At 69.2% G+C, this 23,766-nt stretch carries 30 protein-coding genes and 2 pseudogenes; 18 read left to right on the top strand and 14 right to left on the bottom strand.

The window, feature by feature from the left end:
* Window positions 1-46: 46 nt before the first annotated feature.
* Together hpt and AC5JCN_RS15100 are read right to left on the bottom strand one after the other, a co-directional pair.
* Window positions 47-595 (bottom strand): hypoxanthine phosphoribosyltransferase, encoded by a 549-nt coding sequence (gene hpt / locus AC5JCN_RS15105; protein ID WP_495755904.1) that lies wholly within the window; start codon window positions 593-595, stop codon window positions 47-49.
* 60 nt (window positions 596-655) lie between these two features.
* Entirely contained in the window at window positions 656-1,144 is a 489-nt protein-coding gene (locus AC5JCN_RS15100) for a hypothetical protein (RefSeq protein WP_495757713.1), read from the bottom strand.
* Between AC5JCN_RS15100 and AC5JCN_RS15095 the strand changes: the two genes are divergently transcribed.
* Complete coding sequence (locus AC5JCN_RS15095) at window positions 1,134-1,304, top strand: hypothetical protein (protein WP_495757712.1); 171 nt, start codon at window positions 1,134-1,136, stop codon at window positions 1,302-1,304. The two genes, AC5JCN_RS15100 and AC5JCN_RS15095, sit on opposite strands and share 11 nt — an antisense overlap.
* Before the next feature lie 26 nt (window positions 1,305-1,330).
* Here AC5JCN_RS15095 and AC5JCN_RS15090 read toward each other — a convergent pair.
* Window positions 1,331-1,387 (bottom strand): annotated as a pseudogene (locus AC5JCN_RS15090) (MJ0042-type zinc finger domain-containing protein); the annotation flags it as partial.
* Between the two features lie 120 nt (window positions 1,388-1,507).
* Here AC5JCN_RS15090 and ftsE point away from each other — a divergent pair.
* The 5 genes from ftsE (at window position 1,508) to AC5JCN_RS15065 (ending at window position 5,229) form a co-directional block, all read left to right on the top strand.
* Window positions 1,508-2,170: a cell division ATP-binding protein FtsE gene (gene ftsE, locus AC5JCN_RS15085; RefSeq protein ID WP_495755903.1), complete on the top strand. Its 663-nt coding sequence runs from the start codon at window positions 1,508-1,510 to the stop codon at window positions 2,168-2,170.
* A gap of 4 nt (window positions 2,171-2,174) precedes the next feature.
* The gene (locus tag AC5JCN_RS15080) at window positions 2,175-3,161 is read left to right on the top strand and encodes a cell division protein FtsX (protein ID WP_495755902.1); all 987 of its coding nucleotides are present in this window, start codon (window positions 2,175-2,177) and stop codon (window positions 3,159-3,161) included.
* Between the two features lie 127 nt (window positions 3,162-3,288).
* A complete protein-coding gene (locus AC5JCN_RS15075; RefSeq protein ID WP_495755901.1) occupies window positions 3,289-3,957 on the top strand; it encodes a YdcF family protein in 669 nt (222 codons plus the stop codon).
* Window positions 3,958-4,002: 45 nt separating this feature from the next.
* Window positions 4,003-4,764, top strand: coding sequence for a lysophospholipid acyltransferase family protein (locus tag AC5JCN_RS15070; protein ID WP_495755900.1), 762 nt, complete (start codon window positions 4,003-4,005; stop codon window positions 4,762-4,764).
* Between the two features lie 69 nt (window positions 4,765-4,833).
* Complete coding sequence (locus AC5JCN_RS15065; RefSeq protein ID WP_495755899.1) at window positions 4,834-5,229, top strand: hypothetical protein; 396 nt, start codon at window positions 4,834-4,836, stop codon at window positions 5,227-5,229.
* A gap of 4 nt (window positions 5,230-5,233) precedes the next feature.
* On the opposite strand, the gene AC5JCN_RS15060 is transcribed toward AC5JCN_RS15065, so the two are convergent.
* Window positions 5,234-5,779 carry a gamma-glutamylcyclotransferase gene (locus tag AC5JCN_RS15060; protein ID WP_495755898.1) on the bottom strand — a complete coding sequence of 182 codons (546 nt, stop codon included), beginning with the start codon at window positions 5,777-5,779 and terminating at the stop codon, window positions 5,234-5,236.
* Window positions 5,780-5,893: 114 nt separating this feature from the next.
* Here AC5JCN_RS15060 and AC5JCN_RS15055 point away from each other — a divergent pair, with 114 nt between their 5' ends.
* A complete protein-coding gene (locus AC5JCN_RS15055; RefSeq protein WP_495755897.1) occupies window positions 5,894-7,000 on the top strand; it encodes a DUF2125 domain-containing protein in 1,107 nt (368 codons plus the stop codon).
* A gap of 80 nt (window positions 7,001-7,080) precedes the next feature.
* The gene (leuB, locus tag AC5JCN_RS15050) at window positions 7,081-8,193 is read left to right on the top strand and encodes a 3-isopropylmalate dehydrogenase (RefSeq protein ID WP_495755896.1); all 1,113 of its coding nucleotides are present in this window, start codon (window positions 7,081-7,083) and stop codon (window positions 8,191-8,193) included.
* 12 nt (window positions 8,194-8,205) lie between these two features.
* On the opposite strand, the gene AC5JCN_RS15045 is transcribed toward leuB, so the two are convergent.
* Window positions 8,206-9,114: a hypothetical protein gene (locus AC5JCN_RS15045; RefSeq protein ID WP_495755895.1), complete on the bottom strand. Its 909-nt coding sequence runs from the start codon at window positions 9,112-9,114 to the stop codon at window positions 8,206-8,208.
* Between the two features lie 143 nt (window positions 9,115-9,257).
* Window positions 9,258-9,986, bottom strand: a complete 729-nt coding sequence (locus AC5JCN_RS15040; RefSeq protein WP_495755894.1) for a DUF429 domain-containing protein — start codon at window positions 9,984-9,986, stop codon at window positions 9,258-9,260.
* 94 nt (window positions 9,987-10,080) lie between these two features.
* Between AC5JCN_RS15040 and AC5JCN_RS15035 the strand changes: the two genes are divergently transcribed.
* Window positions 10,081-10,968 (top strand): HpcH/HpaI aldolase/citrate lyase family protein, encoded by an 888-nt coding sequence (locus AC5JCN_RS15035; protein WP_495755893.1) that lies wholly within the window; start codon window positions 10,081-10,083, stop codon window positions 10,966-10,968.
* Between the two features lie 78 nt (window positions 10,969-11,046).
* Entirely contained in the window at window positions 11,047-12,006 is a 960-nt protein-coding gene (locus tag AC5JCN_RS15030; protein WP_495755892.1) for an FkbM family methyltransferase, read from the top strand.
* Window positions 12,007-12,031: 25 nt separating this feature from the next.
* Here AC5JCN_RS15030 and leuD read toward each other — a convergent pair whose 3' ends face one another.
* Both leuD and AC5JCN_RS15020 read right to left on the bottom strand, forming a co-directional pair.
* Window positions 12,032-12,640, bottom strand: a complete 609-nt coding sequence (gene leuD, locus AC5JCN_RS15025) for a 3-isopropylmalate dehydratase small subunit (protein ID WP_495755891.1) — start codon at window positions 12,638-12,640, stop codon at window positions 12,032-12,034.
* A gap of 86 nt (window positions 12,641-12,726) precedes the next feature.
* A complete protein-coding gene (locus AC5JCN_RS15020; RefSeq protein WP_495755890.1) occupies window positions 12,727-13,053 on the bottom strand; it encodes a helix-turn-helix domain-containing protein in 327 nt (108 codons plus the stop codon).
* Between the two features lie 122 nt (window positions 13,054-13,175).
* Here AC5JCN_RS15020 and AC5JCN_RS15015 point away from each other — a divergent pair.
* From AC5JCN_RS15015 to AC5JCN_RS15005, 3 genes and pseudogenes are all read left to right on the top strand, one after another.
* A pseudogene (locus AC5JCN_RS15015) lies at window positions 13,176-13,355 on the top strand (hypothetical protein); the annotation flags it as partial.
* Between the two features lie 32 nt (window positions 13,356-13,387).
* Complete coding sequence (locus tag AC5JCN_RS15010) at window positions 13,388-14,053, top strand: restriction endonuclease (protein WP_495755889.1); 666 nt, start codon at window positions 13,388-13,390, stop codon at window positions 14,051-14,053.
* 60 nt (window positions 14,054-14,113) lie between these two features.
* On the top strand, window positions 14,114-14,713 hold the full coding sequence (locus AC5JCN_RS15005; protein WP_495755888.1) for a hypothetical protein: 600 nt from the start codon (window positions 14,114-14,116) through the stop codon (window positions 14,711-14,713).
* Window positions 14,714-14,719: 6 nt separating this feature from the next.
* Here AC5JCN_RS15005 and AC5JCN_RS15000 read toward each other — a convergent pair whose 3' ends face one another.
* Together AC5JCN_RS15000 and AC5JCN_RS14995 are read right to left on the bottom strand one after the other, a co-directional pair.
* Entirely contained in the window at window positions 14,720-15,157 is a 438-nt protein-coding gene (locus AC5JCN_RS15000; RefSeq protein ID WP_495755887.1) for a metallopeptidase family protein, read from the bottom strand.
* Between the two features lie 72 nt (window positions 15,158-15,229).
* Entirely contained in the window at window positions 15,230-15,484 is a 255-nt protein-coding gene (locus AC5JCN_RS14995) for a hypothetical protein (protein ID WP_495755886.1), read from the bottom strand.
* 139 nt (window positions 15,485-15,623) lie between these two features.
* On the opposite strand from AC5JCN_RS14995, the gene AC5JCN_RS14990 reads away from it, so the two are divergent.
* Window positions 15,624-15,998, top strand: a complete 375-nt coding sequence (locus tag AC5JCN_RS14990) for a hypothetical protein (RefSeq protein WP_495755885.1) — start codon at window positions 15,624-15,626, stop codon at window positions 15,996-15,998.
* Between the two features lie 64 nt (window positions 15,999-16,062).
* Here AC5JCN_RS14990 and leuC read toward each other — a convergent pair whose 3' ends face one another.
* Both leuC and rplS read right to left on the bottom strand, forming a co-directional pair.
* The gene (gene leuC, locus AC5JCN_RS14985) at window positions 16,063-17,466 is read right to left on the bottom strand and encodes a 3-isopropylmalate dehydratase large subunit (protein ID WP_495755884.1); all 1,404 of its coding nucleotides are present in this window, start codon (window positions 17,464-17,466) and stop codon (window positions 16,063-16,065) included.
* Window positions 17,467-17,681: 215 nt separating this feature from the next.
* Complete coding sequence (rplS, locus tag AC5JCN_RS14980) at window positions 17,682-18,080, bottom strand: 50S ribosomal protein L19 (RefSeq protein ID WP_495755883.1); 399 nt, start codon at window positions 18,078-18,080, stop codon at window positions 17,682-17,684.
* 435 nt (window positions 18,081-18,515) lie between these two features.
* Here rplS and AC5JCN_RS14975 point away from each other — a divergent pair, with 435 nt between their 5' ends.
* A complete protein-coding gene (locus tag AC5JCN_RS14975) occupies window positions 18,516-18,974 on the top strand; it encodes a hypothetical protein (protein WP_495755882.1) in 459 nt (152 codons plus the stop codon).
* Between the two features lie 61 nt (window positions 18,975-19,035).
* Here the strand turns inward: AC5JCN_RS14975 and AC5JCN_RS14970 are convergent, their stop codons facing one another.
* On the bottom strand, window positions 19,036-19,752 hold the full coding sequence (locus AC5JCN_RS14970) for an RluA family pseudouridine synthase (protein ID WP_495755881.1): 717 nt from the start codon (window positions 19,750-19,752) through the stop codon (window positions 19,036-19,038).
* 52 nt (window positions 19,753-19,804) lie between these two features.
* Here AC5JCN_RS14970 and ftsY point away from each other — a divergent pair, with 52 nt between their 5' ends.
* Complete coding sequence (ftsY, locus tag AC5JCN_RS14965; RefSeq protein ID WP_495755880.1) at window positions 19,805-20,833, top strand: signal recognition particle-docking protein FtsY; 1,029 nt, start codon at window positions 19,805-19,807, stop codon at window positions 20,831-20,833.
* A 3-nt stretch (window positions 20,834-20,836) separates the two neighbouring features.
* On the opposite strand, the gene AC5JCN_RS14960 is transcribed toward ftsY, so the two are convergent.
* Entirely contained in the window at window positions 20,837-21,757 is a 921-nt protein-coding gene (locus AC5JCN_RS14960) for a DMT family transporter (RefSeq protein ID WP_495755879.1), read from the bottom strand.
* Between the two features lie 222 nt (window positions 21,758-21,979).
* Here AC5JCN_RS14960 and arsK point away from each other — a divergent pair, with 222 nt between their 5' ends.
* Together arsK and AC5JCN_RS14950 are read left to right on the top strand one after the other, a co-directional pair.
* Window positions 21,980-23,236, top strand: coding sequence for an arsenite efflux MFS transporter ArsK (gene arsK, locus AC5JCN_RS14955; RefSeq protein ID WP_495755878.1), 1,257 nt, complete (start codon window positions 21,980-21,982; stop codon window positions 23,234-23,236).
* Window positions 23,237-23,282: 46 nt separating this feature from the next.
* Window positions 23,283-23,690 carry a DUF983 domain-containing protein gene (locus AC5JCN_RS14950; protein WP_495755877.1) on the top strand — a complete coding sequence of 136 codons (408 nt, stop codon included), beginning with the start codon at window positions 23,283-23,285 and terminating at the stop codon, window positions 23,688-23,690.
* Window positions 23,691-23,766 lie beyond the last annotated feature (76 nt).

The following is a 23,766-nucleotide window of genomic DNA, read 5'->3' as shown; positions in this document are numbered from 1 at the left end:
CCGCCGCTCCGCCGCCGCTGGGAACGTCAGGGTGCGGCACGCAGCCTCAATCCGCAGCGGCGCCCTTCTGTTCGACCACCCCGATGAAAGGCAACTGCCGGAAGGAATGCGCGACGTCCATGCCGTAGCCGACGACGAACACGTCCGGGCAGGTGAAGCCGACGAAATCCGGGTCGATGCCCACCGCCCGCTTGCCCGGCTTTTCGAGAAGGCAGCAGGTGAGGACCTTGGCGCCGCGGGCGGCGAGCAGGTCCTTGGCGAAGGCAAGTGTGCGTCCGGACTCCAGGATGTCGTCGACCAGCAGCACGTTGCGGCCGGCCACGGAGCTCTCGACGTCGCGGAGGATGGCAACCTGCCCGGACGAGACGGTTGCCGCCCTGTAGCTCGACAGGTGCATGAACTCGACCTGCGGCGCCATGCCGGCCCGGTGCAGGGCACGGATGAGGTCGGCCGCGAACATGAAGCTGCCCTTCAGGATCGCCACGGCCAGGAGGTCGTCGAGGCCGCGCGCCTGGATCTCCTGCGCGAGCTCGTCGATCCGCCGCGCGATCGTTGCCTCGTCGAAAAGCTCCTTCACCCGCCAATCGTTTGACATCAGCTCATCCGTAGTGCCTGCCCCACCGGAGGCCGGTCAATGGCGGGATCGTTACACGACCTAATGCGCCTCGGCCACAATGGGGTCGCCGGCAAAGCGGACCACGATGTCGTGGCCGTCGGCCGGCGGCGACACCAGCCGCGACCGGAAGGGCACAGCCTCGCCCGGCTCCAGCACGGGCTTTGGTGGCTCCGCGGTCCAGGAGTAGAGCGTCTGCCCCTCCTTGCCCCTGAGGTCGAGCGAGAGGCCGGCGACCTGCACCGGGGCACGGGTGACGTTGCGGATCTCGCCCTCGACGACGAGCGCCGTCTGGTCCTTGTCGACGGTGACGAGGCCGGAGCGGACGTCGGCGAAGGCGACGCCCCTCAGGTTAACGGGCAGGCCGATCGCGGCATAGAGCCTTGCCGTCTGCGGCAGGATGCGGACCACCTTGCGGCGCTCGGTGACCCCGACCACGAGGACAGCGGCCAGCAGGACGGCGACGAGGTTGGCGGGTCGCATCAGGGGGCGAAGCGCCTTGCCGGCCGAGAAAGCAGGCATGCGTGGCATGCGCCCGCTCTTCTTCATGGCGGGGGTGCCCTTCCGTTTCGCAGATATCGAGGGCGCGGGAGTCGCCTCAGGCTCGATCGGCAGCGGCTCCCCCGGCGCCTCGGCAGCCGGTTCGGGGCTTGCCGAGGAGGGCTCGGCGAACCAGGTGTGGCGGCATTGAGCACAACGCAACGTACGGCCACGGCCGAGCTGTTCCGCCGTCAGCGAATAAGTGCTTGCGCAGTTCGGGCAGACGATCAGCATGGCGAATCAGGCAGGCTCGACCGCGCGGCGCACGCCGCGTGAGCTTCATTGGCGGCCTTTACGGTTAATGAACGGTGAAGTCCCGCGCCCAGCCGCGCGGGAGAGGGGTGGGACGCAGGCGTGGTCCGTTTCGAGAACGTCGGCTTGCGCTACGGGATGGGTCCCGAGGTGCTTCGCGACATCAGCTTCAGCATCGAGCCGCGCTCGTTCCAGTTCCTGACCGGTCCCTCCGGGGCGGGCAAGACGACCCTGCTGCGCCTGATCCTGCTATCGTTGAAACCGACCCGCGGGCTGATCGACCTGTTCGGACACGATGTCGCCCATCTCGACAAGGATACGCTGACGGGACTGCGCCGCCGCATGGGCGTGGTCTTCCAGGATTTCCGCCTGCTCGAGCACCTCACCACCTACGAGAACGTCGCGCTGCCGCTGCGCGTGCAGGGCCGCGAGGAGGCGACCTATCGCTCCGAGGTGGTCGAGCTGCTGCGCTGGGTCGGCCTCGGCGATCGCATGCACGTGCTGCCTCCCGTGCTCTCGGGCGGCGAGAAGCAGCGCGCCGCCATCGCCCGGGCGCTCATCGTGCAGCCCGACCTGCTGCTGGCCGACGAGCCGACCGGCAATGTCGACCCGCCGCTCGCGCGCCGCCTTCTGCGGCTGTTCGTGGAGCTCAACAAGACCGGGACCGCCATCGTCGTCGCCACCCACGATCTCGGCCTGATGGACCAGTTCGACCAGGCCCGCCGGCTCGTGCTCGGCGACGGCCGCCTGCACATCTACGAGTAACGCGATGGCCGATGCGGGGGAGCTCACCGACGCACAGGACGCGGACACCGGCCCGGTGGCGGAGGGTGACTCGGCCGAGCCGGTCCGGGCGCTGCGGCGCAACCATCCCCTTGTCCCGGCTGAATCCATTGCCGGCCGGGCCCTGGTCACCGTCATCGCGATCATGACTTTTCTCGCCGCCATCACGGCCGGCGCGGCGCAGCTCCTGGCCGAGGCGTCCTACGGATGGACAAGCTCGGTGGCACGCGAGGCGACGATCCAGGTGCGCCCCGCGCCCGGGCGCGACGTCGAGGCCGAAGTGGAGAAGGCGGCGGCCCTGGCGCGCTCGACGCCAGGCATCGCCTCGGTGCGCGTCTACACGCGAACGGAATCCGAGCGGCTGCTGGAGCCCTGGCTCGGCGTCGGCCTCAACTTCGACGAGTTGCCGGTGCCCCGCATCGTGGTGCTCGAGATCGACGGCGCCAAGGCGCCGGACCTCGCCGCGCTGCGAACCTCGCTCACCGACACGGTGAAGGGAGCGACGCTCGACGATCACAGGATCTGGGTGGAGCGCCTCTCCGCCATGGCCAGTACGCTGGTGGTGCTGGGCGTGGCGATCGTCGGGCTCGTCCTCGCCGCCACCGCGCTGGCGGTCGCCTTCGCCACGCGCGGCGCCATGGCGGGAAACCGGGAGATCGTGGAGGTCCTGCATTTCGTCGGAGCCACGGACAGCTACATCGCCGGCCAGTTCCAGCGGCACTTCCTGCGACTCGGCCTGCGCGGCGGGCTGATCGGCGGGTCGGCGGCCTTCGTCTTCTTCCTGCTCGCGGGGTGGCTCGCCAGCAGCTGGGTCGCGACGGCGGAGGGAGCCCAGGTCGAGGCCCTCTTCGGCACGGTGAGGATCGGGCTGCGCGGCCTGATCGCCATCTTCCTGATCGCCATCCTGGTAGCGGTGGTGACCGCCATCGTGTCCCGCATCACGGTGCGCCGGACGCTCCGGGAGCTCGCATGAGGCCGGGAGCGGTCGTGCCGTTCGTCCACCGCTACAACCTGAGAGATAACCAGTGGTTGTGGCGCGACTCGGCGGCTGGAACTAAAGTCCCGTGCCAGCCAACCGTTCCGACTGGACAGTGCGGCCGATGCTGAGGCTGATCAGAAACCTGCTCCTGACCTGCGCCGCGCTCGCGATCCTGGTGCTCGGCGGCGGTTTCCTCCTCTTTGTGTCGGCATTGGAGCGCAGCGAGAGCGATGCGCGCCGTACGGCGGACGGCATCGTGGCCCTGACGGGAGGGGCGGAACGCATCCCCGACGCCATCGAGCTGCTCTCCCGCGGCTACGGCAAGCGCCTGCTGATCACCGGCGTCAACGAGAAGACGACGCGCGAGGAGATCGCCAGGCAGCGCCCCGACCTGCGCGACGTGTTCGGCTGCTGCGTTGATTTGGACTACGAGGCGCTGAACACGATCGGCAATGCCGAGCAGACCCGCCGCTGGGCCGAGCAGCACAATTTCCGCTCGCTCCTCATCGTGACGTCGACCTACCACATGCCCCGCACGCTGGCCGAGCTGGAACACGTCCTGCCCGGCGTCCGCCTCGTCGCCCACGCGGTCGTGCCGGAGCATTTCGACGTCGATTCCTGGTGGCACGAGCCGTCGACAGCCCGGCTGCTCGCCACGGAGTACGTCAAGTACGTCGTGGCCGTCGCACGCATCCGGCTCGACCCGGAAGGTACGACGTCCGCCGTGGCGCGGGCGTCGTCCACGGCCAGGGATGACCGGCCGGCGGCGGCGGTCTTGCGCAAGAGCTGAGCCCGCGCAACAAGGGCGCCGCCGCATCCGCCGACCGGAGTACCCATGCCCTTGCTGCGCTCGATCCTGCTCAATGCGGCACTCTATGTCAGCATCGTCGTGGCGATGATCCTGGGCCTGCCGACGCTCGTCTCGCGGCGCTGGGCGATCGGGTTTGTGAAATTGTGGGGCCGCTACTTCGTCTGGCTGTGCCGGGTCGTCGGCGGGATCCGCATGGAGGTCCGCCACCGCGAGCGCATTCCGCCGGGCCCGCTGCTGGTTGCTTCCAAGCACCAGTCGCTGTGGGAGACCTTCGCGCTCCTCGGCCTCTTCGACGACCCCTGCTTCATCCTGAAGCGCGAGCTGACCTTCATCCCGGTGTTCGGCTGGTATGCCCTCGCCACGCGCCAGCTGCCGGTCGACAGGCGGGGCGGTGCGCGCGTGCTGATCGAGCTGAACATGCGGGCCCGCGAGGAGGTGCGCCGCGGCGCGGGGAGGCAGCTCGTGTTTTTTCCGGAGGGAACGCGCCGGCCAGCCGGCGCGGAGCCCGCCTACAAGCAGGGCGTCTCGCACGTCTACGAGAAGCTCGGCGTCCCCTGCCTGCCGGTGGCGCTGAACTCCGGCCTCTACTGGCCGCGCCGGAGCCTGCGCCTCCGTCAGGGCACGGTACTGGTCGAATGCCTCGAGCCCCTCCCGCCGGGCCTGCCGCGGCAGGAGTTCTTCCAGCGTCTCCAGGGCGGCATTGAAGAAGCCTCCGACCGGCTGCTCCGGGAGGGTCTTGCGGATCTCGGCGAGCCCGCGCCCGCACCACGCCGGGCCAACGCCTGACCACTTCGGGCTTGACAGCTCGCCCTTTTCGTTCCTATTTTGTTCCCTTCGGAACAGGGGAGACGGCGGGTGCAGGCTGTGGCCGACCATCGTGAGATCGAGGGCGGGATCCCCCGTTCGGAGCCCCTCGGCGCCGTTGCGCCTGCGGGTCTCGAGGGCCGTTTCCATGCCTGGCGCGGACGCTCGGGGCGGCGCTACGTCGTGTCTGTCTATCCGGCAGGCGCTGCGCCCGACTATTCCGAGGCCGTGGTGATCGCCGTGCGCCGGGTCGGGTCGCTTCGGGTCATCCTGGCTGTCGGGGCAGTGGAGCCCGGTGGCGCGCCCGCGGCGGTGCTAGCCGCCGGCGCCGACGAACTTCATTTCCACCTGATGGCGCCCGATGCGCAGGCGCGTGCCGCCGTCGCGGCTGATCTGGGTGAGGCGCTGGCAACTCCCGCCCGGCCTTCACCGCGAGGCCGCGGCTAGGATCTCAGACGGCCAGGGCCTCTGCGTCGAGCGCCGCCACGAGCCACGACAGGGTCCCGTCCCTGACCCCGAGTTCGACGAGGTGGGCGTGCGTGTGGCGCACATACTCGTCGTTCGGCCCGGACTGTCCCATGCCCTGGCGCACCAGCCGCAGGAGATCGGGACGGGCGAGCTTGGCGGCGTATTGTCCGTGCGTGCGGTCGGCCGTGTAGGTCACGGCTTCGACGCGCCGGGAATCGGCCAGCCGCACCGCGACGCGGCTCTCCACATAGACGCTGGTCACCTGTTCGCGGCTGCGCAGATAGGCGAGCGACGCCTCGCGCCGGTCCGCTGCGACCCGGAAGGCGACGCCGCGGCAGGCGCCGCCCCGGTCGAGACCCAGCACGAGGCCCGGCCGCTCCGGCGTGCCCCGGTGCACGTGCGAATAGACGCAGAGCGCCCGATGGTGGCCGTGCAGGGTGGCCGGGATGCGCTCGACGAAGTCGAACCCCGGCCGCCACATCAGCGAGCCGTAGCCGAAGACCCACAAATCGCCTGTTTCCGCCGTCATGTCCCCATCCGGTCCGGAGCGCCGCCGCACCGCTGACCTCCCCAGGCCCGAGCCGGCGCTTGGCGGCGCAACGCCCAGCAGCTACCACGGGCTCGTCTGAAGCGGGAGACACGCATGGCGGTTCGCAGATACCGGGAGCCTGAAAAGACGCCGCCGCAGGCGGGGCTTCCGCGCCGCCGTTCGCCGATGCGGCTGTTTCTGCCCGCAATTGCGCTCGGTGTGGCTTTTGCCGGCCTGTCCGTCTTCTGGCTCTGGGCTTCATGGCGCGTCGGACACGAAGTCGACGCCTGGCTCGCGGCGGAGGCCGCGCGCGGCCGTGTCTGGACCTGCCCGGACCGCAGCGTCGGCGGCTATCCGTTCCGCATCGAAGTGATCTGCGAGAACCCCACCTTCGCGGGTCGCGCCGAGGGCCGCGACGTCACGGGAGGCCTGAAGCGCGTGCATGCTGTCGCGCAGGTCTATTCGCCCAACCACGTGATCGTGGAGGCGGCCGGTCCACTCGCGATGCAGGACTCGTCCGGCGGGCGGATCAACCTGGACTGGACCCTCGCACAGGCCAGCCTGCGCCTGGTCGTCGACCGGCCACCGGTCGAGCGCATCTCTGTCGTTCTCACCGGACCGCGGCTGGCTGCCGCCGTACCAGGCTTCGAACCGTTCGAAGGCAAGGCCGCGATGGCCGATTTCCACTTCCGCCCCTCGCCCGGCCGCGAGGCCGAGGCCGCATGGGACATCGCCTCGCGCATCACTGAGCTGGAAGCTCCTCGTCTCGACGCCGTGCTGGGCGGGCAGGACAAGGCGAACGTCGACCTCGTGGCCACGGTGACGCAGGCCGAGACCCTGCGCGGGGGTGGCGGGGTGCAGGATCTCGAGGCCTGGCGGCAGGCCGGCGGGCAGGTGCAGTTCGACACCCTGTCGCTCGAGCGCGGCCGGCAGGCTCTTGCTGCCGCCGGGGCACTCCATGTCGATGACGGCAGGCGTCCCGCCGGGCGTTTCGACGTCACGATCACGGGTCTCGACCAGGTGCTCGCCTCCTTCGGCCTGGGGCCGCGCGCGGCGGCGCTGGGCGGGCTGCTCGGCGCATTGCTCGGCGGCGGCAAGGCCCCGGCGCAGGAAAATGGCGACGGGGCGGCGGCGCGCGGCGTCACACTCCAGCTGCGGCTGGAGAACGGAAAGGCCATGCTCGGTCCCGTGCGCGTCGCAAACCTCCCGCCGCTCTGGTGAGAACTGGCGCGGACGCCTTGCCACCCCCGCGTTCCCCGCCTAAAGACCGCGCGCGGTTCCTTTTCTGACGGGGTCTGGCCATGGCGTCCTTCAACATCCTCCTGCTTCCCGGCGACGGCATCGGTCCCGAGGTGATGGGGGAGGTGGCCAAGCTGGTGCGCTGGCTGGACTCGCAGGGTGTCGCGAAGTTCGAGACGGAGACGGACCTCGTCGGCGGCTCGGCCTTCGACGCTCACGGCGTGGCCATCACGGATGCGGCCATGGGCCGGGCGCTGTCGGCCGACGCCGTGCTCTTCGGCGCGGTCGGCGGGCCGAAATGGGACGCGGTGCCCTATGACGTGCGCCCGGAAGCCGGACTGCTCAGGCTCCGCAAGGACCTCGGGCTGTTCGCCAATCTGCGCCCGGCCATCTGCTATCCCGCCCTCGCCGACGCCTCGTCGCTGAAGCGCGAGATCATCGAGGGGCTCGACATCGTCATCGTCCGCGAACTCACGGGCGGCGTCTATTTCGGCGAGCCGAAGGAGATCGTGACGCTGGAGAACGGCGAGAAGCGCGCCGTCGACACGCAGGTCTACACGACCCACGAGATCGAGCGCATCGCCGCGGTGGCCTTCGAGTTGGCGCGCAAGCGCCGCAACAAGGTGACCTCCTCCGAAAAGCGCAACGTCATGAAGTCCGGCGTGCTCTGGAACCAAGTGGTCACGGCGCAGCACAAGCGCGACTATTCCGACGTGCAGCTCGAACACCAGCTCGCCGATGCGCTCGGCATGCAGCTGGTGCGCTGGCCCAAGCAGTTCGACGTCATCGTCACCGACAACCTGTTCGGCGACATGCTGTCGGACGTGGCGGCGATGCTGACCGGCTCGCTCGGCATGCTGCCCTCGGCCTCGCTCGGGGCGGAGGATCCCGCCACCGGCAAGCGCAAGGCGCTCTACGAGCCGGTGCACGGCTCGGCTCCCGACATCGCCGGCAAGGCGCTGGCCAACCCGATCGCCATGTTCGGCTCCTTCGCCATGGCGCTGCGCTACTCGTTCGGGCTCGGAGAGGCCGCCGACCTCGTCGAGAAGGCCGTCGCGAACGTCCTGGAGCAGGGGCTTCGCACGAAGGACATCGCCGCCGCCGGCCAGAACGCCGTGAGCACGTCCGAAATGGGCGATGCGGTGCTGGGCGAGGTGCAGAAGCTGGCGCGCTGAGCGCCAGGCTTCTCAGTAGAGCGGCGGCCTGCGCGGCTTGCGTCCGACGCTGGCCGTCGACTCGACGCGGCGGTGGGCCGGCTTTTCCGCAACAGGCTTTCCGACGAGCGGCGCCGGCGGGACGAGGGGCTGCGGCTCGGCGCTCTCCTCGGGGTTGAGCCAGCGCGCGGCATGGGGCCGCGTTTCCGGCTGCGGCGGCAGGCATTGCGGATCGCGGCTTGCGTCGGCGGTGGCGAAGAGATCCGCCAGCGCCGGGTCGGCGCCGACGAGGCCCAGGCGGTCGACGAAGCAGGAGAGCGCCAGGGGATCAACGACGCGGTCCTCGCCGGCGCAAAGCCAGCCGAAGACCCTCAGCGGCGCATCGGCGGCGACCATGCGCCAAGCGGTGCAGGAGGCGGTGCGCCCGCCCCCCTGCAGGGCCACGTCGGAGGTCTCGATCAGCCCGAACTTGCTGGGCACCGCCGCGGGCACGGCGCTGCGGACGACGGCGAAGCCCTCCTCGCCCGCCTGGCGCGCGAGGTCGAGATAGAAGGTGCCCGCGGGGCGGGCCTCTGTTCCCGTCCGGTAGGCGGAGACGCGGGCAAAGCCGAGCTGGTCGCCGGGCCTGCCGAAGCGCAGCACCTCGATGCGCCCGCCGCCCTTGTGGGCCCTGTCCTCGCGCGACAGCGCGTCCTCGGGATACATCGTCGTGTCGAGCGCAAAGAGGGCGTCGGCATCAGAGACCGGGTACCAGGCCGCCTCCGTGCCCGGAGCGTCGGAGGGCGCGGTCGCCTGCTCCGGTCCCCGCATCGCGAGGTAGCCGCCGAGGATGGCGATCAGGACGAATGCCAGCAGCGGAACGGCAGCCTGCTTCGGCCCGCGGGAGATGGCGAGCCGGAAGGATGGGCCGTTGCGTGAGGCGCCGTAGGCCTCGTGCAGCATGGATCGCGCGTCCGCATGGTTGATGCCGGATGAACCGGATGCCGACGATTGCGGGTGGCGAGGTCATCATCCGGTTACCAGGCGCGTGTGATCGCGCTTCACGGTCAACGGAACGTTACGCAGGAGGGTTAACGCGCTCGCAGTCAGGCGCGAATGGCCATGGGAAGACCGAAAGCGTCGCGGCCGGGAGCTTGCGGGAAGCTGAAGGCCTCTCCATTGGCGATGCGCCGTGCTGCCACCGCGCAGGCGCTGGCGTCCAGCAGGTCGTCCTGGCCGCAGCCTCGCGGCGGCCGGGCGGCGAGGAAGGCGTCGCCGAAACCCGCGGCACGGAGGAGTGCCCTGCGTTCGTCGAGGCCTGGGCCCCAGGGCTGCGATCTCACCTTCTTCGGCTCGGCCAGAGGCCGCATGCCGTTGAGCACCATGAACACGCCTTCCGGGTGACATTCGTGCACCCGCCGCGCCAGGGAAGCGTCGCCGCGCAGCAGGCCGTCGATTTCCCTGATCTTCGGGAACAGGAAGAAGCACTGTTTGGATACCTTGCGCGGCGGGTCCGACGTTGCCTGCGCTTCCGAGCAGGCGGCCCCGAAATCGATGGCATAGACGGCGCGACGCGACGGAACGGAGAAGACCGAGGATTGCCGGGCGCCCAGCAGAGGCCGCAGCGCCGCCTCTGGCCCGCGCCCGCCGGGACCGACGAAATCCGGCAGGCCCACCGGCATGTCCACGGCGATCACGGTGCCGGACGGCAACGACCCGACCAAATCGGGGAAGGTCCGGTGCAGGGCGAATGAAGCGGGCCCGCCCTCCGGGTCGAGCGTGACGCAGGCCCAGCCGCCCGGGCACCCGTCGACGCCGGCCACGAGGCTTGTCATCGCATGGTCCTCCCCTGCCACTTTCGTCATCATGGCGCGTGCGCCGCAAGAGCGTTATGGTGCGTTGCACAATCACGACCAGGGGAGCGCTCCGATGAGCCAGCCCGACGTCCGCCCACGGCGCAGCGTCCTCTATATGACGGGTTCGAACGCGAGAGCACTGGAGAAAGCCCGGACGCTGCCCGCCGACGCCGTGATCCTCGACCTGGAGGATTCCGTCGCTCCCGAGGCCAAGACCATGGCCCGCGACCAGGTCGCTGCCGCCATCCGCGAAGGCGGCTTCGGCGGGCGCGAGGTGATCGCCCGGATCAACGGCTTCGACACGCCGTGGGGCGAGGAGGATCTGCGCGTCGTCGGCGTGGCCGGCCCGGATGCCGTGCTGGTTCCCAAGGTCTCCTCGCCGGCCGCGATCGCGCGCACGGCCGACGCGCTCGCCCGGGCCGGTGCGCCCGATGCCGTCCGTGTCTGGGCCATGATGGAAACCCCGCTCGCGATCCTGTCCGCACAGGCCATCGCGTCCGCGGCGGCCGACCGTGCAAACCGGCTGTCCTGCTTCGTCATGGGGACCAACGACCTCGCCAAGGAGACGCGCGCCCATCTCGTCCCCGGCCGCGCAGCCTTCCTGCCGTGGCTGCAGACATGCCTCGCCGCAGCGCGGGCCTACGGCATCGACATCGTCGACGGCGTCTATAACGGTCTGTCCGACCCGGACGGCTTCACCGCCGAGTGCGAGCAGGGCCGCGACCTTGGCTTCGATGGCAAGACGCTGATCCACCCCAACCAGATCGACGTCGCGAACCGCATTTTCGCGCCCTCGCCGGACGAGGTCGAGCGGGCGCGGGCGATCATCGAAGCCTTCGCCCTGCCGGGGAATGCCGGCCGGGGCGCCATCCAGCTCGACGGGCGCATGGTGGAACGGTTGCACGCCGACATGGCCCGGCGGACGGTCGCCATGGCCGACGCGATTGCAGCGCGCTCCTGACCCGCTGCCGATGGTGAGAGTCGCACTCCAGGCAGGCTGGGGCGTGACTTATGGCGCCCGTGCTCCATCTTTCGCGGTATGAAGCCGCTCTCCTACGCCCAAAACCTCGAGGACTATCATCTCTCGCTCGCCTTTGCGGGGCAGCAGACCGGCTTCTACATCGATGTCGGCGCCGGCCATCCGGTCGCCGACAACGTCACCCAGTGGTTCTACGAGCGCGGCTGGCGCGGGCTCGTCTGCGAGCCGCAGGTCGAGCTTGCGGCGCTCTATCCGCGGCTGCGTCCGCGCGACGGGGTGCACGAGGGCCTGGTCGGGCGCACAGACGGGGAGGTTGCATTCCATCGCGTCGACCGGCTGCATGGCTTTTCCACGACTGTCGAGACCCATGCCCGCGCCGCCGGCACTTTCGGCGTGGCGTTCTCAACCGAGACGCTGCCCTGCCTGACACTGGCCTCCCTGTGCGAACGTCACGGCGTGACGTCCATCGACATCCTCAAGATTGACGTTGAGGGCGCGGAAGGCGACGTGCTGGCCGGCAATGACTGGACCCGCTTTCGCCCCGCGGTGGTGGTGGCGGAGGCCGTGACGCCGGGAGCGGGCGAGCCGGCCTGGCAGGACTGGGAACCATTCCTGCTAGCGCAGGGCTACAGGTTCCGCCTGTTCGACACGCTCAACCGCTTCTACGTGGCGCAGGAGCGGCCCGACGTCTTCGAGCGGCTCCCGGCCGAGCGTGGCGACTGGGCGGCGGTGACGCACATGTACGAGATCGGCCGCGCGCCGGAGAATGCCGCGCATCCCGATCACGTCCTCAGCCGCCAGCTGGCGCGCGGGCTCTGGGCGGAGCTGCCGCATCTCGATCCGGCATTGCTTGCCCGGCTGCTGGCTCGCGGACGGGGTCTCGACGCGGCGCAGGAGGACCTGGACGCCCTCGCGGCCGCGATCGACACCGATACCTTCCGGGCGTCGCTGGGCCGTATCGCCTGCGGCTACGATGGTGGGCAGATCGTAGAGGAGCCACCCGACGACGGCGGCTCCTGACGTCCGGAAAAGCAGGCCGGCCGGTTCAGAGCCAGGGACGGCTCTGCGCGGCGCCCTTCTCGTAGGTGTCGATCGAGGCGGCCTTCTCCATGGTGAGGCCGATGTCGTCGAGCCCGTTCAGCAGGCAGTGCTTGCGGAAGGGATCGATGTCGAACGTCACCACGCCGCCGTCGGGGCCGCGGATCTCCTGCGCCGCAAGGTCGACGCTGATCGTGGCATTGGCGCCGCGCTGCGCGTCGTCCATCAGCTTGTCGAGGTCTTCCTGCGAGACCACGACGGGCAGGATGCCGTTCTTGAAGCAGTTGTTGTAGAAGATGTCGGCGAAGCTGGTGGAGATGACGCAACGCACGCCGAAGTCCAGCAGCGCCCAGGGGGCGTGCTCGCGCGACGAGCCGCAGCCGAAATTGTCACCCGCCACGATGATCTGGGCATTGCGGTAGGCCGGCTTGTTCAGCACGAAGTCCGGGTTCTCGGTGACCCCGTCGTCCTTGTAGCGCATCTCGGCGAACAGCCCCGTGCCGAGCCCGGTCCGCTTGATCGTCTTCAGGTACTGCTTCGGGATGATCATGTCGGTGTCGACATTGGTGATCTCGAGAGGCGCGGCGACGCCGGTGAGCGTGGTGAAGGGCTGCATGGTCGCGGTCCTGAAGACGATACTGTCGAGGGCTGGACGCCCGGTCGCGCCGTCTTAGCAGACGCGCCCGGAGGGTGGTAGCGCCGTCAGGCAGGCGCCTTCGCCTTGGCGAGGGCGCGCTCCACCGCTTCCGACTCGTGCCGGATTACGGCGAGGTAGGCCCGCGCGGCGCTGTCGGGCAAGTGGCGGCCCTGTTCCCAGTCACGCAAGCGAGAAGGGTTGATGCGGAAGCGCTCGGCAAACTGCGACTGGCTGAGCCCGAGCGACTGCCGCAGCATCCTGACGTCGCGAGCCATAACGCCGCGCTGCAGCTCCTCATCGGTGGAGGGCGGGTTGTCGGGATCGGAGAGGGCGGCGGCCTCGATCTCTGCCGGGGTCATTGCAGCCAGCCGCGCCTCCTGATCGGGGGTCAATTCTTGAGGATCTTGGACGAATGTGTAACGAACGATAGCCATTGTACCCGCTCTAACGTTTTGGTGGCCCCTATGGACGGTGATCAAGTTACCGAAGCGGCCAATCGGCGGAAGTGTATTATATGAATGACTCGGAAAACGGACGGGTACCTCTGGGGCTACCAACATATGATGAGTTGCTGTTTCCGACTGTCGAAGCGCTGAAATCACTCGGCGGGTCCGCGCGGGTCGAAGAGATTCATGAATGGATCTCGCGTTCGATGAATTTATCTGATATCGTACAGACCTTTAGGCGTTCCACAGCGACGATCAACGAAGTTCCATACCGGGCCGCTTGGGCGAGGACCTATCTAAAAATTTTGGAGCAATTGAACGAACGAGCCGCGGGGTCTGGACCCTCACGCCAAAAGGCTACCTGCTTGATGCTCAATCCACCAAAGAAATCCCATCTGCGGTCCGGCAAAAGCAGCGACAACTAGCAGAAGGTGAGCCCGCGCAACTGGACCCGGCTCTTGCTCACGATGTGAGTGAGGAAATCGCTGCCGATTGGAAGTCTGCTCTACTCTCAGTACTGAATGATCTCTCTCCATCAGCTTTCGAACGCCTGTCGCAGCGGCTGTTGCGGGAGTCTGGCTTCATAAAGGTTGAGGTGACAGGGCGGTCGGGGGACGGAGGAATCGACGGAATCGGTGTTCTAAGGATCAATTTGATCAGCTTTCAAGTTCTTTTCCAGTGTAAGAAGTACAAAGGAACTGTCGGTGCTGGTGCCATTCGAGACTTTCGAGGCGCGATGGTAGGACGTTCTGACAAGGGTCTCGTCATCACCACGGGTCGCTTCACGCCTGACGCGCTTCGCGAGGCTACAAGGGACGGTGCGCCTCCGATCGAACTGATAGACGGACTCGAACTTTGTGCGCTTCTGAAACAGCTTGGGATCGGTGTTCGTACGAGAATGGTCGAAAGCGTCGAACTTGATCGGGAAATGCTGAAGGCGATTTAGCGTCATTCAGCCTTGCTCCCAAGTAACCCGATCTTCGCCTTCCCCTGCTAAGCCTGCGCCATGACGTCGCCGCTCGACAGGTTGCCGCCGAGCTTGCGTGCACGGGTGGAGCGCGAACTCCTGCCGGGCGAGGAGGTGGTGTGGGCGGGTGTCCCCGGCTCGCTCGGGGAAGCGCTGCCGACGCTGCCGCTCTTCGTTTTCGGCCTCGGCTGGTCGAGCATCTCGTTCACATTCGCTGGCGTTGCGGTGGCGAGTGCGTTGGCGGAACCCTCGTCGAAATCGATGCAACCGGGAATGGCGGCGTTCTTCACGCTGTTGTCCCTGCCGTTCGTCGCGGTGGGAGTGATCCTCCTGGCGCTGCCCTTCTATACCGCGCTGAGGGCCATGCTGACGGCCCATGCCGTGACTGACAGGCGCCTCCTCACCGTCACCGGCGGACGCTGGAACACGGTCGAGGCGCGGCCGGCGGACACGCTCACCTTCCTGCACCGGCGCGACGGCAAGCATGGTCGGGGCTCGCTGCGGCTCGGGCTTGGCATGGAACGGGACTCCGATGGCGACAACCGCTCCATCGAGATCGCGTGGCGCGCGGTGCCGGCGGTGCGGGAGGCGGAGGAGGCCATCCGTGCGCTTGCCGCCAGGGCAGGGCGCACGATCTGACGAGCGCTACCCCGCTGCCGCCTCGATCGCCTCCATGTCGGCGTCCGACAGGCCGAAATGGTGCCCGATCTCGTGGACGAGGACATGCGTGACGAGGTCGCCCAGCGTTTCCTCGTGCTCGGCCCAGTAGTCGAGCAGCGGGCGGCGGTAGAGCCAGATCATGTTGGGGAACTGGCCCGTGTGCAGGCCCGCGCCGGCCTGCGCCAGGCCGGTGCCACGGAACAGGCCGAGCAGGTCGAACTCGGTCTCGCACTCCATCTGGGTCAGCGTCTCTTCGTCCGGGAAATCGTCGACCTTGATCACGACGCCGTCGCACAGCGTCCGGAACTCCTCGGGAAGCCGCGCGAAGGCGGTGTCGGCGAGGCGCTCGATGTCGGCGAGCGTCGGAGCGGCGGTGCGCGACCAGTCCGTGACGGCTGCGGTGGGTTTCTCGGGTCGGTTCATGGTGGTCGCCGGGAAGGATCGTTGCCCCGGAGATGGCCCCCCGTCCCGGCGGCGTCAACGGTGAGGCAGATCTCAGCGGGCGAAATGTGACGCGATCTGCGCGATCGCCCAGATGGCGAAGGCTAGCGCCAGCAGGCGGCCGATGCGCTTGCCCCAGACCTCGACACGATCATCCGGCGGTGCATCGGCCGCCGCGAAGTGCTTGCCGGCCTGTTCCATCGCGGAGCGCCCGATCGTCGTGCTCTCGGAGGCGACGCGCGCCAGGATGCGCCGGCTCTCGTCGGCGTCGGTCCCGGGATCGCGAGGTGGGCCGCCGGCGTTTGTCATGTTTGCTGACTCAATCTTCATGCGAGTTGAGTTGAATGAACGCTGAACGCGTTGTTCCATGCCCGTTCAGTGCACATGCCCTGGAATGGACGCAAGCCGGCTCGGGGGCGCCGGTTCACTGACCCCGGAGAAGCGTATCATGACGACACGATCCCTCGCCGTTCTCTTTGCGGGCGCCGTCGCCCTCGCCGGCGCGGCCTTCGCGGCACCCGCATCCGCGGCGCCGCTGCCGCCCGTCACGGCCGTACCCGCCCTCGTGCAGGACCTCGCCGCGTCCGGCCTCGACCTGAGCGGAGACGACGCCAGCGTGCAGAAGGCGCAGTACTACTACGGCCACCGCCGCTACTACGGCCCGCGCGCCTACGGCCCGCGCCGCTACTATGGTCCGCGCTACGGCTATTACGGGCCGCGGCCTTACTATGGCCCCCGCTACGGCTATTACGGCGGCCCGCGCTGCCGCGTGACGCGCGTCTACACCGGCTACGGCTACCGCGTCGTGCGCCGCTGCTGGTGATCCTGGTCAGCCGGAAAACAGACGAGGGCGCCGCGCCGAATGCGGCGCCCTTTTTCGTGCCGGGTCAGTTCCACTCCCTCACGTCGACGAAGCGACCCGTCACCGCCGCCGCGGCGGCCATGATGGGGGAGACGAGGTGGGTGCGACCCTTGAAGCCCTGGCGGCCCTCGAAATTGCGGTTCGAGGTGGAGGCGCAGCGCTCGCCGGGGCTGAGCTTGTCGGCGTTCATGGCCAGGCACATGGAGCAGCCGGGCTCGCGCCAGTCAAAGCCGGCCGCCCTGAAGATGCGGTCGAGGCCCTCGGCCTCCGCCTGCTCCTTCACCAGGCCGGAGCCCGGAACGATCATGGCGTTGACGTTGGCGTTGACCGCCTTGCCCTCGACGATCTTCGCAACGGCGCGCAGGTCCTCGATCCGGCCATTGGTGCAGGAGCCGATGAAGACGCGGTCGACGGCGATGTCCTTGATGCGCTCGCCGCCCTTCAGGCCCATGTAGTCGAGCGCCCGGGCAATGGCGGTGCGCTTCTGCTCAGTGAGGCCGTCCTCCGCCCGCGGCACGGTGCCGTTGATGGAGGCGACGTCCTCGGGGCTGGTGCCCCAGGTGACGATCGGCGGCAGCGCCGCGGCGTCGAGCTTCACCTCGCGATCGAAAGCCGCGCCGTCCTCCGAGAACAGCGTGTCCCAGTAGCGGCGCGCGGCGTCCCAGTCGGCGCCCTTCGGCGACTTCGGGCGGTCCATGAGGTAGGCGTAGGTCTTTTCGTCCGGGGCGATCAGGCCGGCGCGGGCGCCGCCCTCGATGGACATGTTGCAGACCGTCATGCGGCCTTCCATGGAGAGCGCGCGGATGGCGTCGCCGGCGTACTCCATCACGTGGCCGGTGCCCCCGGCCGTGCCGATCTCGCCGATGATGGCGAGGATGATGTCCTTCGCGGTCACGCCGGACGGCAGCTCGCCGTCCACCGTGATGCGCATGTTCTTGGCCTTCTTCTGGATCAGCGTCTGCGTGGCGAGCACGTGCTCGACCTCGCTGGTGCCGATGCCGTGCGCGAGGGCCCCGAAAGCTCCGTGCGTGGAGGTGTGGCTGTCGCCGCAGACGATCGTCGTCCCCGGCAGCGTGAAGCCCTGCTCGGGACCGATGATGTGGACGATGCCCTGCCGCCGGTCGAGCTCGTTGTAGTACTCGATGCCGAAGTCGCGGGCATTCTCCGCCAGTGTCTCGACCTGAGTCCGGGACTCGGGATCCTCGATCCCGTGCGAGCGGTCGGTGGTCGGCACGTTGTGGTCGACGACGGCGAGCGTCTTGCCCGGCGCGCGGACCTTGCGGCCCGTGACGCGCAGCCCCTCGAACGCCTGCGGGCTCGTCACCTCGTGCACGAGATGGCGGTCGATGTAGAGCAGGCAGGTGCCGTCCGGCTGGCGGTCGACAACGTGGTCGTCGAAGATCTTGTCGTACAGGGTGCGCGGCGCCATCGGGGAACTCGCTGTCACGGGAATGTGGCACCCATGTAATCGAGGCGCGCGCCGGGGAAAAGTCCGTTCTGGGCCGGACTGACGCCAGCCTGCGGCATGACGCGGGTCTTGCCGCGTGCGGGCCACCCGGCGCAGTCGCCCGGCGGTGGCCATCCGGACAAGAAAAAGGCCGGGATCGCTCCCGGCCTCGAATTTCGTTTCGACCCTTGGACGGCTCACTCGGCCGCGGGCGGGGCCTTCTTGTCGCCCTTCGGCGCATCCTTGCGCTCGGCGATGCGGGCCGACTTGCCGCGGCGATCGCGCAGGTAATAGAGCTTGGCGCGCCGCACCTTGCCGGTGCGCACGACCTTGATCGAGTCGATCATCGGCGAATAGACCGGGAAGACGCGCTCGACACCCTCGCCATAGCTGATCTTGCGGACGGTGAAGCTCTCGTTGAGGCCGCCGCCGGAGCGTGCGATGCACACGCCCTCATAGGCCTGCACGCGGGACCGCTCGCCCTCGACCACCTTGACGTTGACCTGCACCGTGTCGCCGGGGCGGAAGTCGGGGATCGCGCGGGCGGTAGCGAGGCGCTCGGCCTGCTCCTTCTCGAGCTGCTGGATGATGTCCATCGGTGAAACTCCTGCCGTGCGCGGTGGGCTTTGCCCCCGCGAGCGCTTCGGCGCGCTTGTTCTCAGTTGACGGCGGGGTCCATACACGAGCGCGGCGGGAATGTCGAGCCGGACACGCGCGGGCCGCCGGGCCGCCGGTCGGCTCGCTCCGGAAACCGGGAGCACGGATTAGCCACTGGGGCCGCTCATCGAGTTTGGAACGTATCCAGACTGTACTGCATCGATCTCTTTATCCTTCCTGAGATCTTTTCCAATGTACATCCGCACGGATTGACTTGCCCGGTGGGGAGTTCATCTTCAGCCGGCCGCAAATCCTGCGGTGCCTCTGGCGCGGGCCTTGACCCCGTGGGTTGGAGACATTCCGATGAACTGTCCTGCATTGCCCGCCTTCACACATCGTTGTTCCCCTGTTTTCCTGGCTCAGGGGAGGGGATCGTGAACGCACCCGTGATCCACCCCGTCCATGTCCGCCAGGCCTGTTCCGGCGAGGGCGAGGTCCTGGCCCTCGCGGTCACCCGCTACATCGCTTCCGCCTACCTGACGGGCGACGCCGTGTGCTGGGAGGCCGCGCACGACCACGCGGAGCGCGAGCTTGGCATGGCGCAGGGGGCGAGGCTCGTGGCCGCGATGAGTGCCGTGATGCGGGCCCTGCGGGCGGAACGCGGCGGCATGTGGACCTTCATGCCCGCGAGCTGCTGCCGCGTGACCGACGACGAGCTCGAACTCATCCGGCTGATGTCGCTCGCCCGGCTCGGCCCGGGCACGGCGGTCGACGCCGGCGCGGCGCGGCTGGCACGCCGGCCGGAGGCACCGCGACTGGCTGCCGCCGTACGCGAGGCGGTGAAGCACGTCCCTGAGCCTCAGCACGCGCCGGAGGCCTACGCGTTCCAGTAACCGGGGTCCCGTGACAGCGGGCGGGGCAGCATTTGCGGTCCCGCCCTCCTCCTGCCCTGCCTCACTCCCTCCAGCCGCAGGCCGCCAAGCGCGCCCGCATGTGCTCCGGAACGGGGGCGACGGCGTGGACGGGTTCCTTGTTCTTCTGGATGGGTACCGTGACCTCGCGCGCATGCAGATGCAGCATCGGCCCGCCGGTGCGGGGCGCCGTGCCGTAAACGGCGTCGCCGAGGATGGGCCAGCCCTCAGCCTGGCAATGTACCCTCAGCTGGTGGGTGCGGCCGGTCAGCGGCTCCATCGCCAGCCATGCGAGGGGCCTGCCGCCCTCCGGGTCGGTTCCCCGGCCGAGCACGCGCCAGCGTGTCTGCGATGGCAGCCCGCCGGCATCCTCCTTCATCCACCAGCCGCGCTGCGGGTCCAGCCGCCCGAGCGGGCGGTCGATGAGGCCTTCCTCCCCGTCGGGGCCTCCCTCCACCACCGCCCAGTAGGTCTTGGCGACCTTGCCCTGCTTGAAGAGCTTGCCCAGCGTGTCCAGCGCCTTTCGGTGGCGGCCGAGCACGAGGCAGCCGGAGGTGTCGCGGTCGAGCCTGTGCGCCAGGGAGGGCGGGCGCGGCAGGCCGAAGGTCAGCTGGCCGAAGAACTGCTCCAGGTTCGGCTCGCCCTGCGCCGCCTTGGGGCCGCGATGCACGGCGATCCCGGCCGGCTTGTCGATGATCAGCATCAGCCCGTCGCGGTGGAGCAGCCGCGGCAGCAGGTCGAGGGCGGGAACGGAGGTCATGCCGGTGGCTTAGTCCTTCCGGCCCGGACGAGAAACCATTATCGAAGACGCCATGAGCGACGACACCCGAAAGCCCGGCTTCCTCTCACGCTTCTTCGGCCGCGAGCCGGAAAGGCCGGCGCCGGCCGAGGTCCTGGCCGCCGCGCCCGCGCCCGAGGCGCCGCGCAAATCCTGGTGGCAGCGCCTGCGCGAGGGGCTCTCCCGCTCGTCCTCGGCGATCGGCACGGGCATCACCGACATCTTCACCAAGCGCCGGCTCGACCAGGACACGCTGGACGAGCTCGAGGACGTGCTGGTGCAGGCCGATTTGGGCGTCGAGGTCTCCACGCGCATCGTCGAGGCGGTGGGGAAGGGGCGCTACGGCAAGGACATCGCGCCCGAGGAGGTGAAGGAGATCCTCGCCGCCGAAGTGGAGAAAACCCTGGCGCCCGTGGCGAAGCCGCTCGTGGTGGAGGCTTCCGCCAAGCCCTTCGTCATCCTCATGGTCGGCGTCAACGGTTCGGGCAAGACGACGACCATCGGCAAGCTCACCGCCAAGCTCCGCGCCGAGGGCCGCAGCGTCATGCTGGCGGCGGGCGACACGTTCCGCGCCGCCGCGATCGAGCAGCTGCGGGTCTGGGGCGAGCGCACGGGGGCTCCGGTCGCGGCCCGCCCGCAGGGGTCGGACGCGTCTGGACTTGCGTTCGACGCGATCAAGGCGGCGCAGGAGGACGGCACCGACGTGCTCATCGTCGATACGGCCGGGCGGCTGCAGAACCGCACCGAGCTGATGGCGGAGCTCGAGAAGATCGTGCGCGTGATGCGCAAGGTCGACCAGGCCGCGCCGCATGCCGTGCTGCTGGTGCTCGATGCCACCGTCGGCCAGAACGCGCTGTCGCAGGTGGAGATCTTCCGCAAGGTGGCGGGCGTCACCGGCCTCGTGATGACCAAGCTCGACGGCACCGCGCGCGGCGGCATCCTCGTCGCCATCGCCGCGAAGTTCGGCCTGCCTGTTCACTTCATCGGCGTCGGCGAGGGGGTCGAGGATTTGGAGCCCTTCGAGGCCCGCGACTTCGCCCGGGCTATTGCCGGGCTGGACTGAGCCTCAGGCGGGCTGCCCGCTTCGCGTGCCGCGCAGTGCCACGAGGCCGGCGCCGACGATGAGCGCGCCGCCGAGGAAGGTGGTCCAGCGCGGCACCTCGCCGAAGAAGAGGAAGCCCCACAGCGGCGCCCAGAGGATGCCGGTGTACTCGAAGGATCCGACGACGGAGGCCTCGCCCACGCGGTAGGCATGGGTGAGCAGCGTCATGGCGATTGCGGCGATGACGCCGCAGGTGCCCATCAGCATCAGGTCGCGCCAGGAGGGCATGTCCCATTCGCGGACGAGGAAGGCCAGGCTGGGGTGCGAGGCATGATGGATGCCGAGCAGATGAACCACCAGCGCCGTCCCGCAGGCACCGACGACGTAGACCCAGTTCTGGTAGAACGCCATGACCGAGGCCCGCTCCTGCGTCCCCAGCCTGCGCGCCATCAGCATCGACGACGCGTACATGAAGGCCGAGAGAAGCGACAGGAGCGCCGCCGGCTCGAAGACGGCGCTGCCCGGCTGCAGCATGATGAGCACGCCCGCAAAGCCCGCCGCCACGGCGATCCAGGCACGCGCGCCGACGACCTCGCCGAGGAACGGGCCGGCCATCGCCGTGATGAAGAGCGGCACGGTGAAATAGAGCGCCACGGCATCGGCGAGCGGCAGCGCGGGGAAAGCCATGTAGTAGGCGGTGTAGGAGACGAAGAGCACGGCTGCGCGCGCCGTCAGCGGCCAGAACCGCCTGGAGCGCAGCGCCCCCAGCCCCGCCTCCCAGTGCACCAGGGCGAGCAGGATGGGGATGGCCACAACCCCGCGAATGGCCACCGCAAGGGTCACCGCATGCGCGCCGCTGATCTCCTTGATGATCGCGTCCTGCAGCGAAAAGATCAGCACGCCCGCGCACAGCGAGACGACACCCAGCAGGTTGCGGCGGAGCATGTGGGGCGACCAGGGATTCGGACGGGCGGGCCGCGATGCATAGCACGGCGGCGGTCCGGCTTGCTCGGTGGTTCTCGCGCCTGTCCCATGCCGGGCCGGGCGGCAGTGGCGGCTTGACGTCGCGCCGCGGCGCGGTCCATGGGAGCGCATGGCCGCGCAATCCGCCTCGACCCCGGGCCGGCCCGCCGGCGATGCTCCGGCGGGGCCGGAGGCGGGTGCCTGATGGTTGCGGCGGAGGCGGGGCTGGACCGAGCGGTGGCCGCACGCCGGGGTACCGCCGTATGGCTGCTCGGGCTCACCCAGATCGTCGGATACGGCACGCTCTACTACAGCTTCGCGCTCCTGGCCGGCGACATGGCCCGCACGATCGGCTGGCAGGTGTCCTCGGCCTATGCGGCGTTCTCGCTCGCCCTGCTGGCGGGCGGGCTCGTCTCCCGCCATGTCGGCCGGATGGTCGATCGCAGGGGCGGCGGTGTGGTGATGGCGGCCGGGTCGGCCTTCGCCGCCGCGGCACTTCTGGTCGTCGCCTTCTCGACGGGTCCGGTGACCTTCGTGACCGGGGTCGTCCTCATCCAGCTCGCGGGCACGCTGGTCCTCTACGACACGGCATTCGCGACGCTGACCCAGATCACCGGGCCGCAGGCCGGGCGTTCGATCACCCATCTCACGCTGATCGCGGGCTTCGCCTCGACGCTGTTCTGGCCGCTTACGGACTGGCTGCACCGGGCGCTCGACTGGCGGACGGTGCTGGTGCTGTTCGCCGCCGCGAACCTCCTCGTGTGCCTGCCCGCCCATCTCGTTCTGGCGCGAGCCGTCAGGGCGGCGCGGACGGCACCGCCTGCCGGAGGAGGCGTTGCCCACGCCGGCCCGGCCCATGCTCCCGAGCGGCCTTTGCCCGCGCATCTCCAGCGCCGCGCCATGGTGCTCATCGCGGCCGGCTTCTCTCTGGGCGGGATCATGATGTCAGCCATCCTGGCGCAGATGGTGCCGCTCCTCGGCGCGCTGGGCATGGGGGGATCGGCCGTGCTCGTCTCCGCCCTGTTCGGGCCGAGCCAGGTCTTCATCCGCTTCGGCACCATGCTGGCGGGGCAGGATCGCCACCCCATCGTGGCGACGCTCGTCTGCATCGCGCTATTCCCGGTCGCGGCTGCGGTGCTGCTGCTCACCGCGCCGTCCGTGGCCGGCGCTGCGGTCTTCGCTGTGATCCTGGGCTTCGGCTCGGGCCTGAAGAGCATCGTCCAGGGCACGCTGCCGCTCGCGCTGTTCGGCCGCTACGGCTATGGCGAGCGGCTGGGCCGGCTGGCCGCCGTGCGGCTCGTGCTCAGCGCCGCCGCCCCCTTCGCGCTGGCCTGGCTCATCGACGTGACCGGGCCCACCATCGCGCTGTCCGTCATGGCGGCGCTGGGTCTGGTCGGGCTCGCGGCGATGGTCGAGGTGGCGCGCCTGTGCCGGCATCAGACAGAAGCGTCGCCACAGTGAACCCCGGCGTCTCCCCCGGGTTGGTCCGTATCGCCGAGGAGCATCGATGACCGAGCCCGTTCTCCCGCAAGGCCAGCGCGCCTGGCCCCGCCTGTCGCCCATCGAGACGGGGATCAAGGGCCGCTGCCCGCGCTGCGGCAAGGGGCGCCTGTTCAACGGGTTCCTCACGCTCGCCCCGCGCTGCGAGGCTTGCGGGCTCGACTATTCCTTTGCCGACCCGGCCGACGGGCCGGCCTTCTTCGCCATGACCATCATGGCCTTCCCCGCCGTCGGCTTCGCGCTGTGGCTCGACTCGGCCTACAGCCCGCCCTTCTGGGTCCACTTCGTCACGTCGCTGCCGCTGGCCGTCATCCTCTGCGCCCTGCCGCTTCGGGCCATCAAGGGCTGGCTGGTCTGCTCGCAGTATTTCTACAAGGCCGAGGAGGGGAAGCTGGTGAAGCGGGAGAATGAGTAAGCGAAAAATCCCTCACCCCTGCCCCTCTCCCAACATGGGAGAAGGAAGCGCTTGCGTGAGATGAAGCCTGCGGGGA

This window comes from Alsobacter sp., assembly GCF_059501845.1.
Note: the sequence above shows the minus strand (reverse complement) of the source record. Positions and strands in the feature narration are given on the sequence as shown.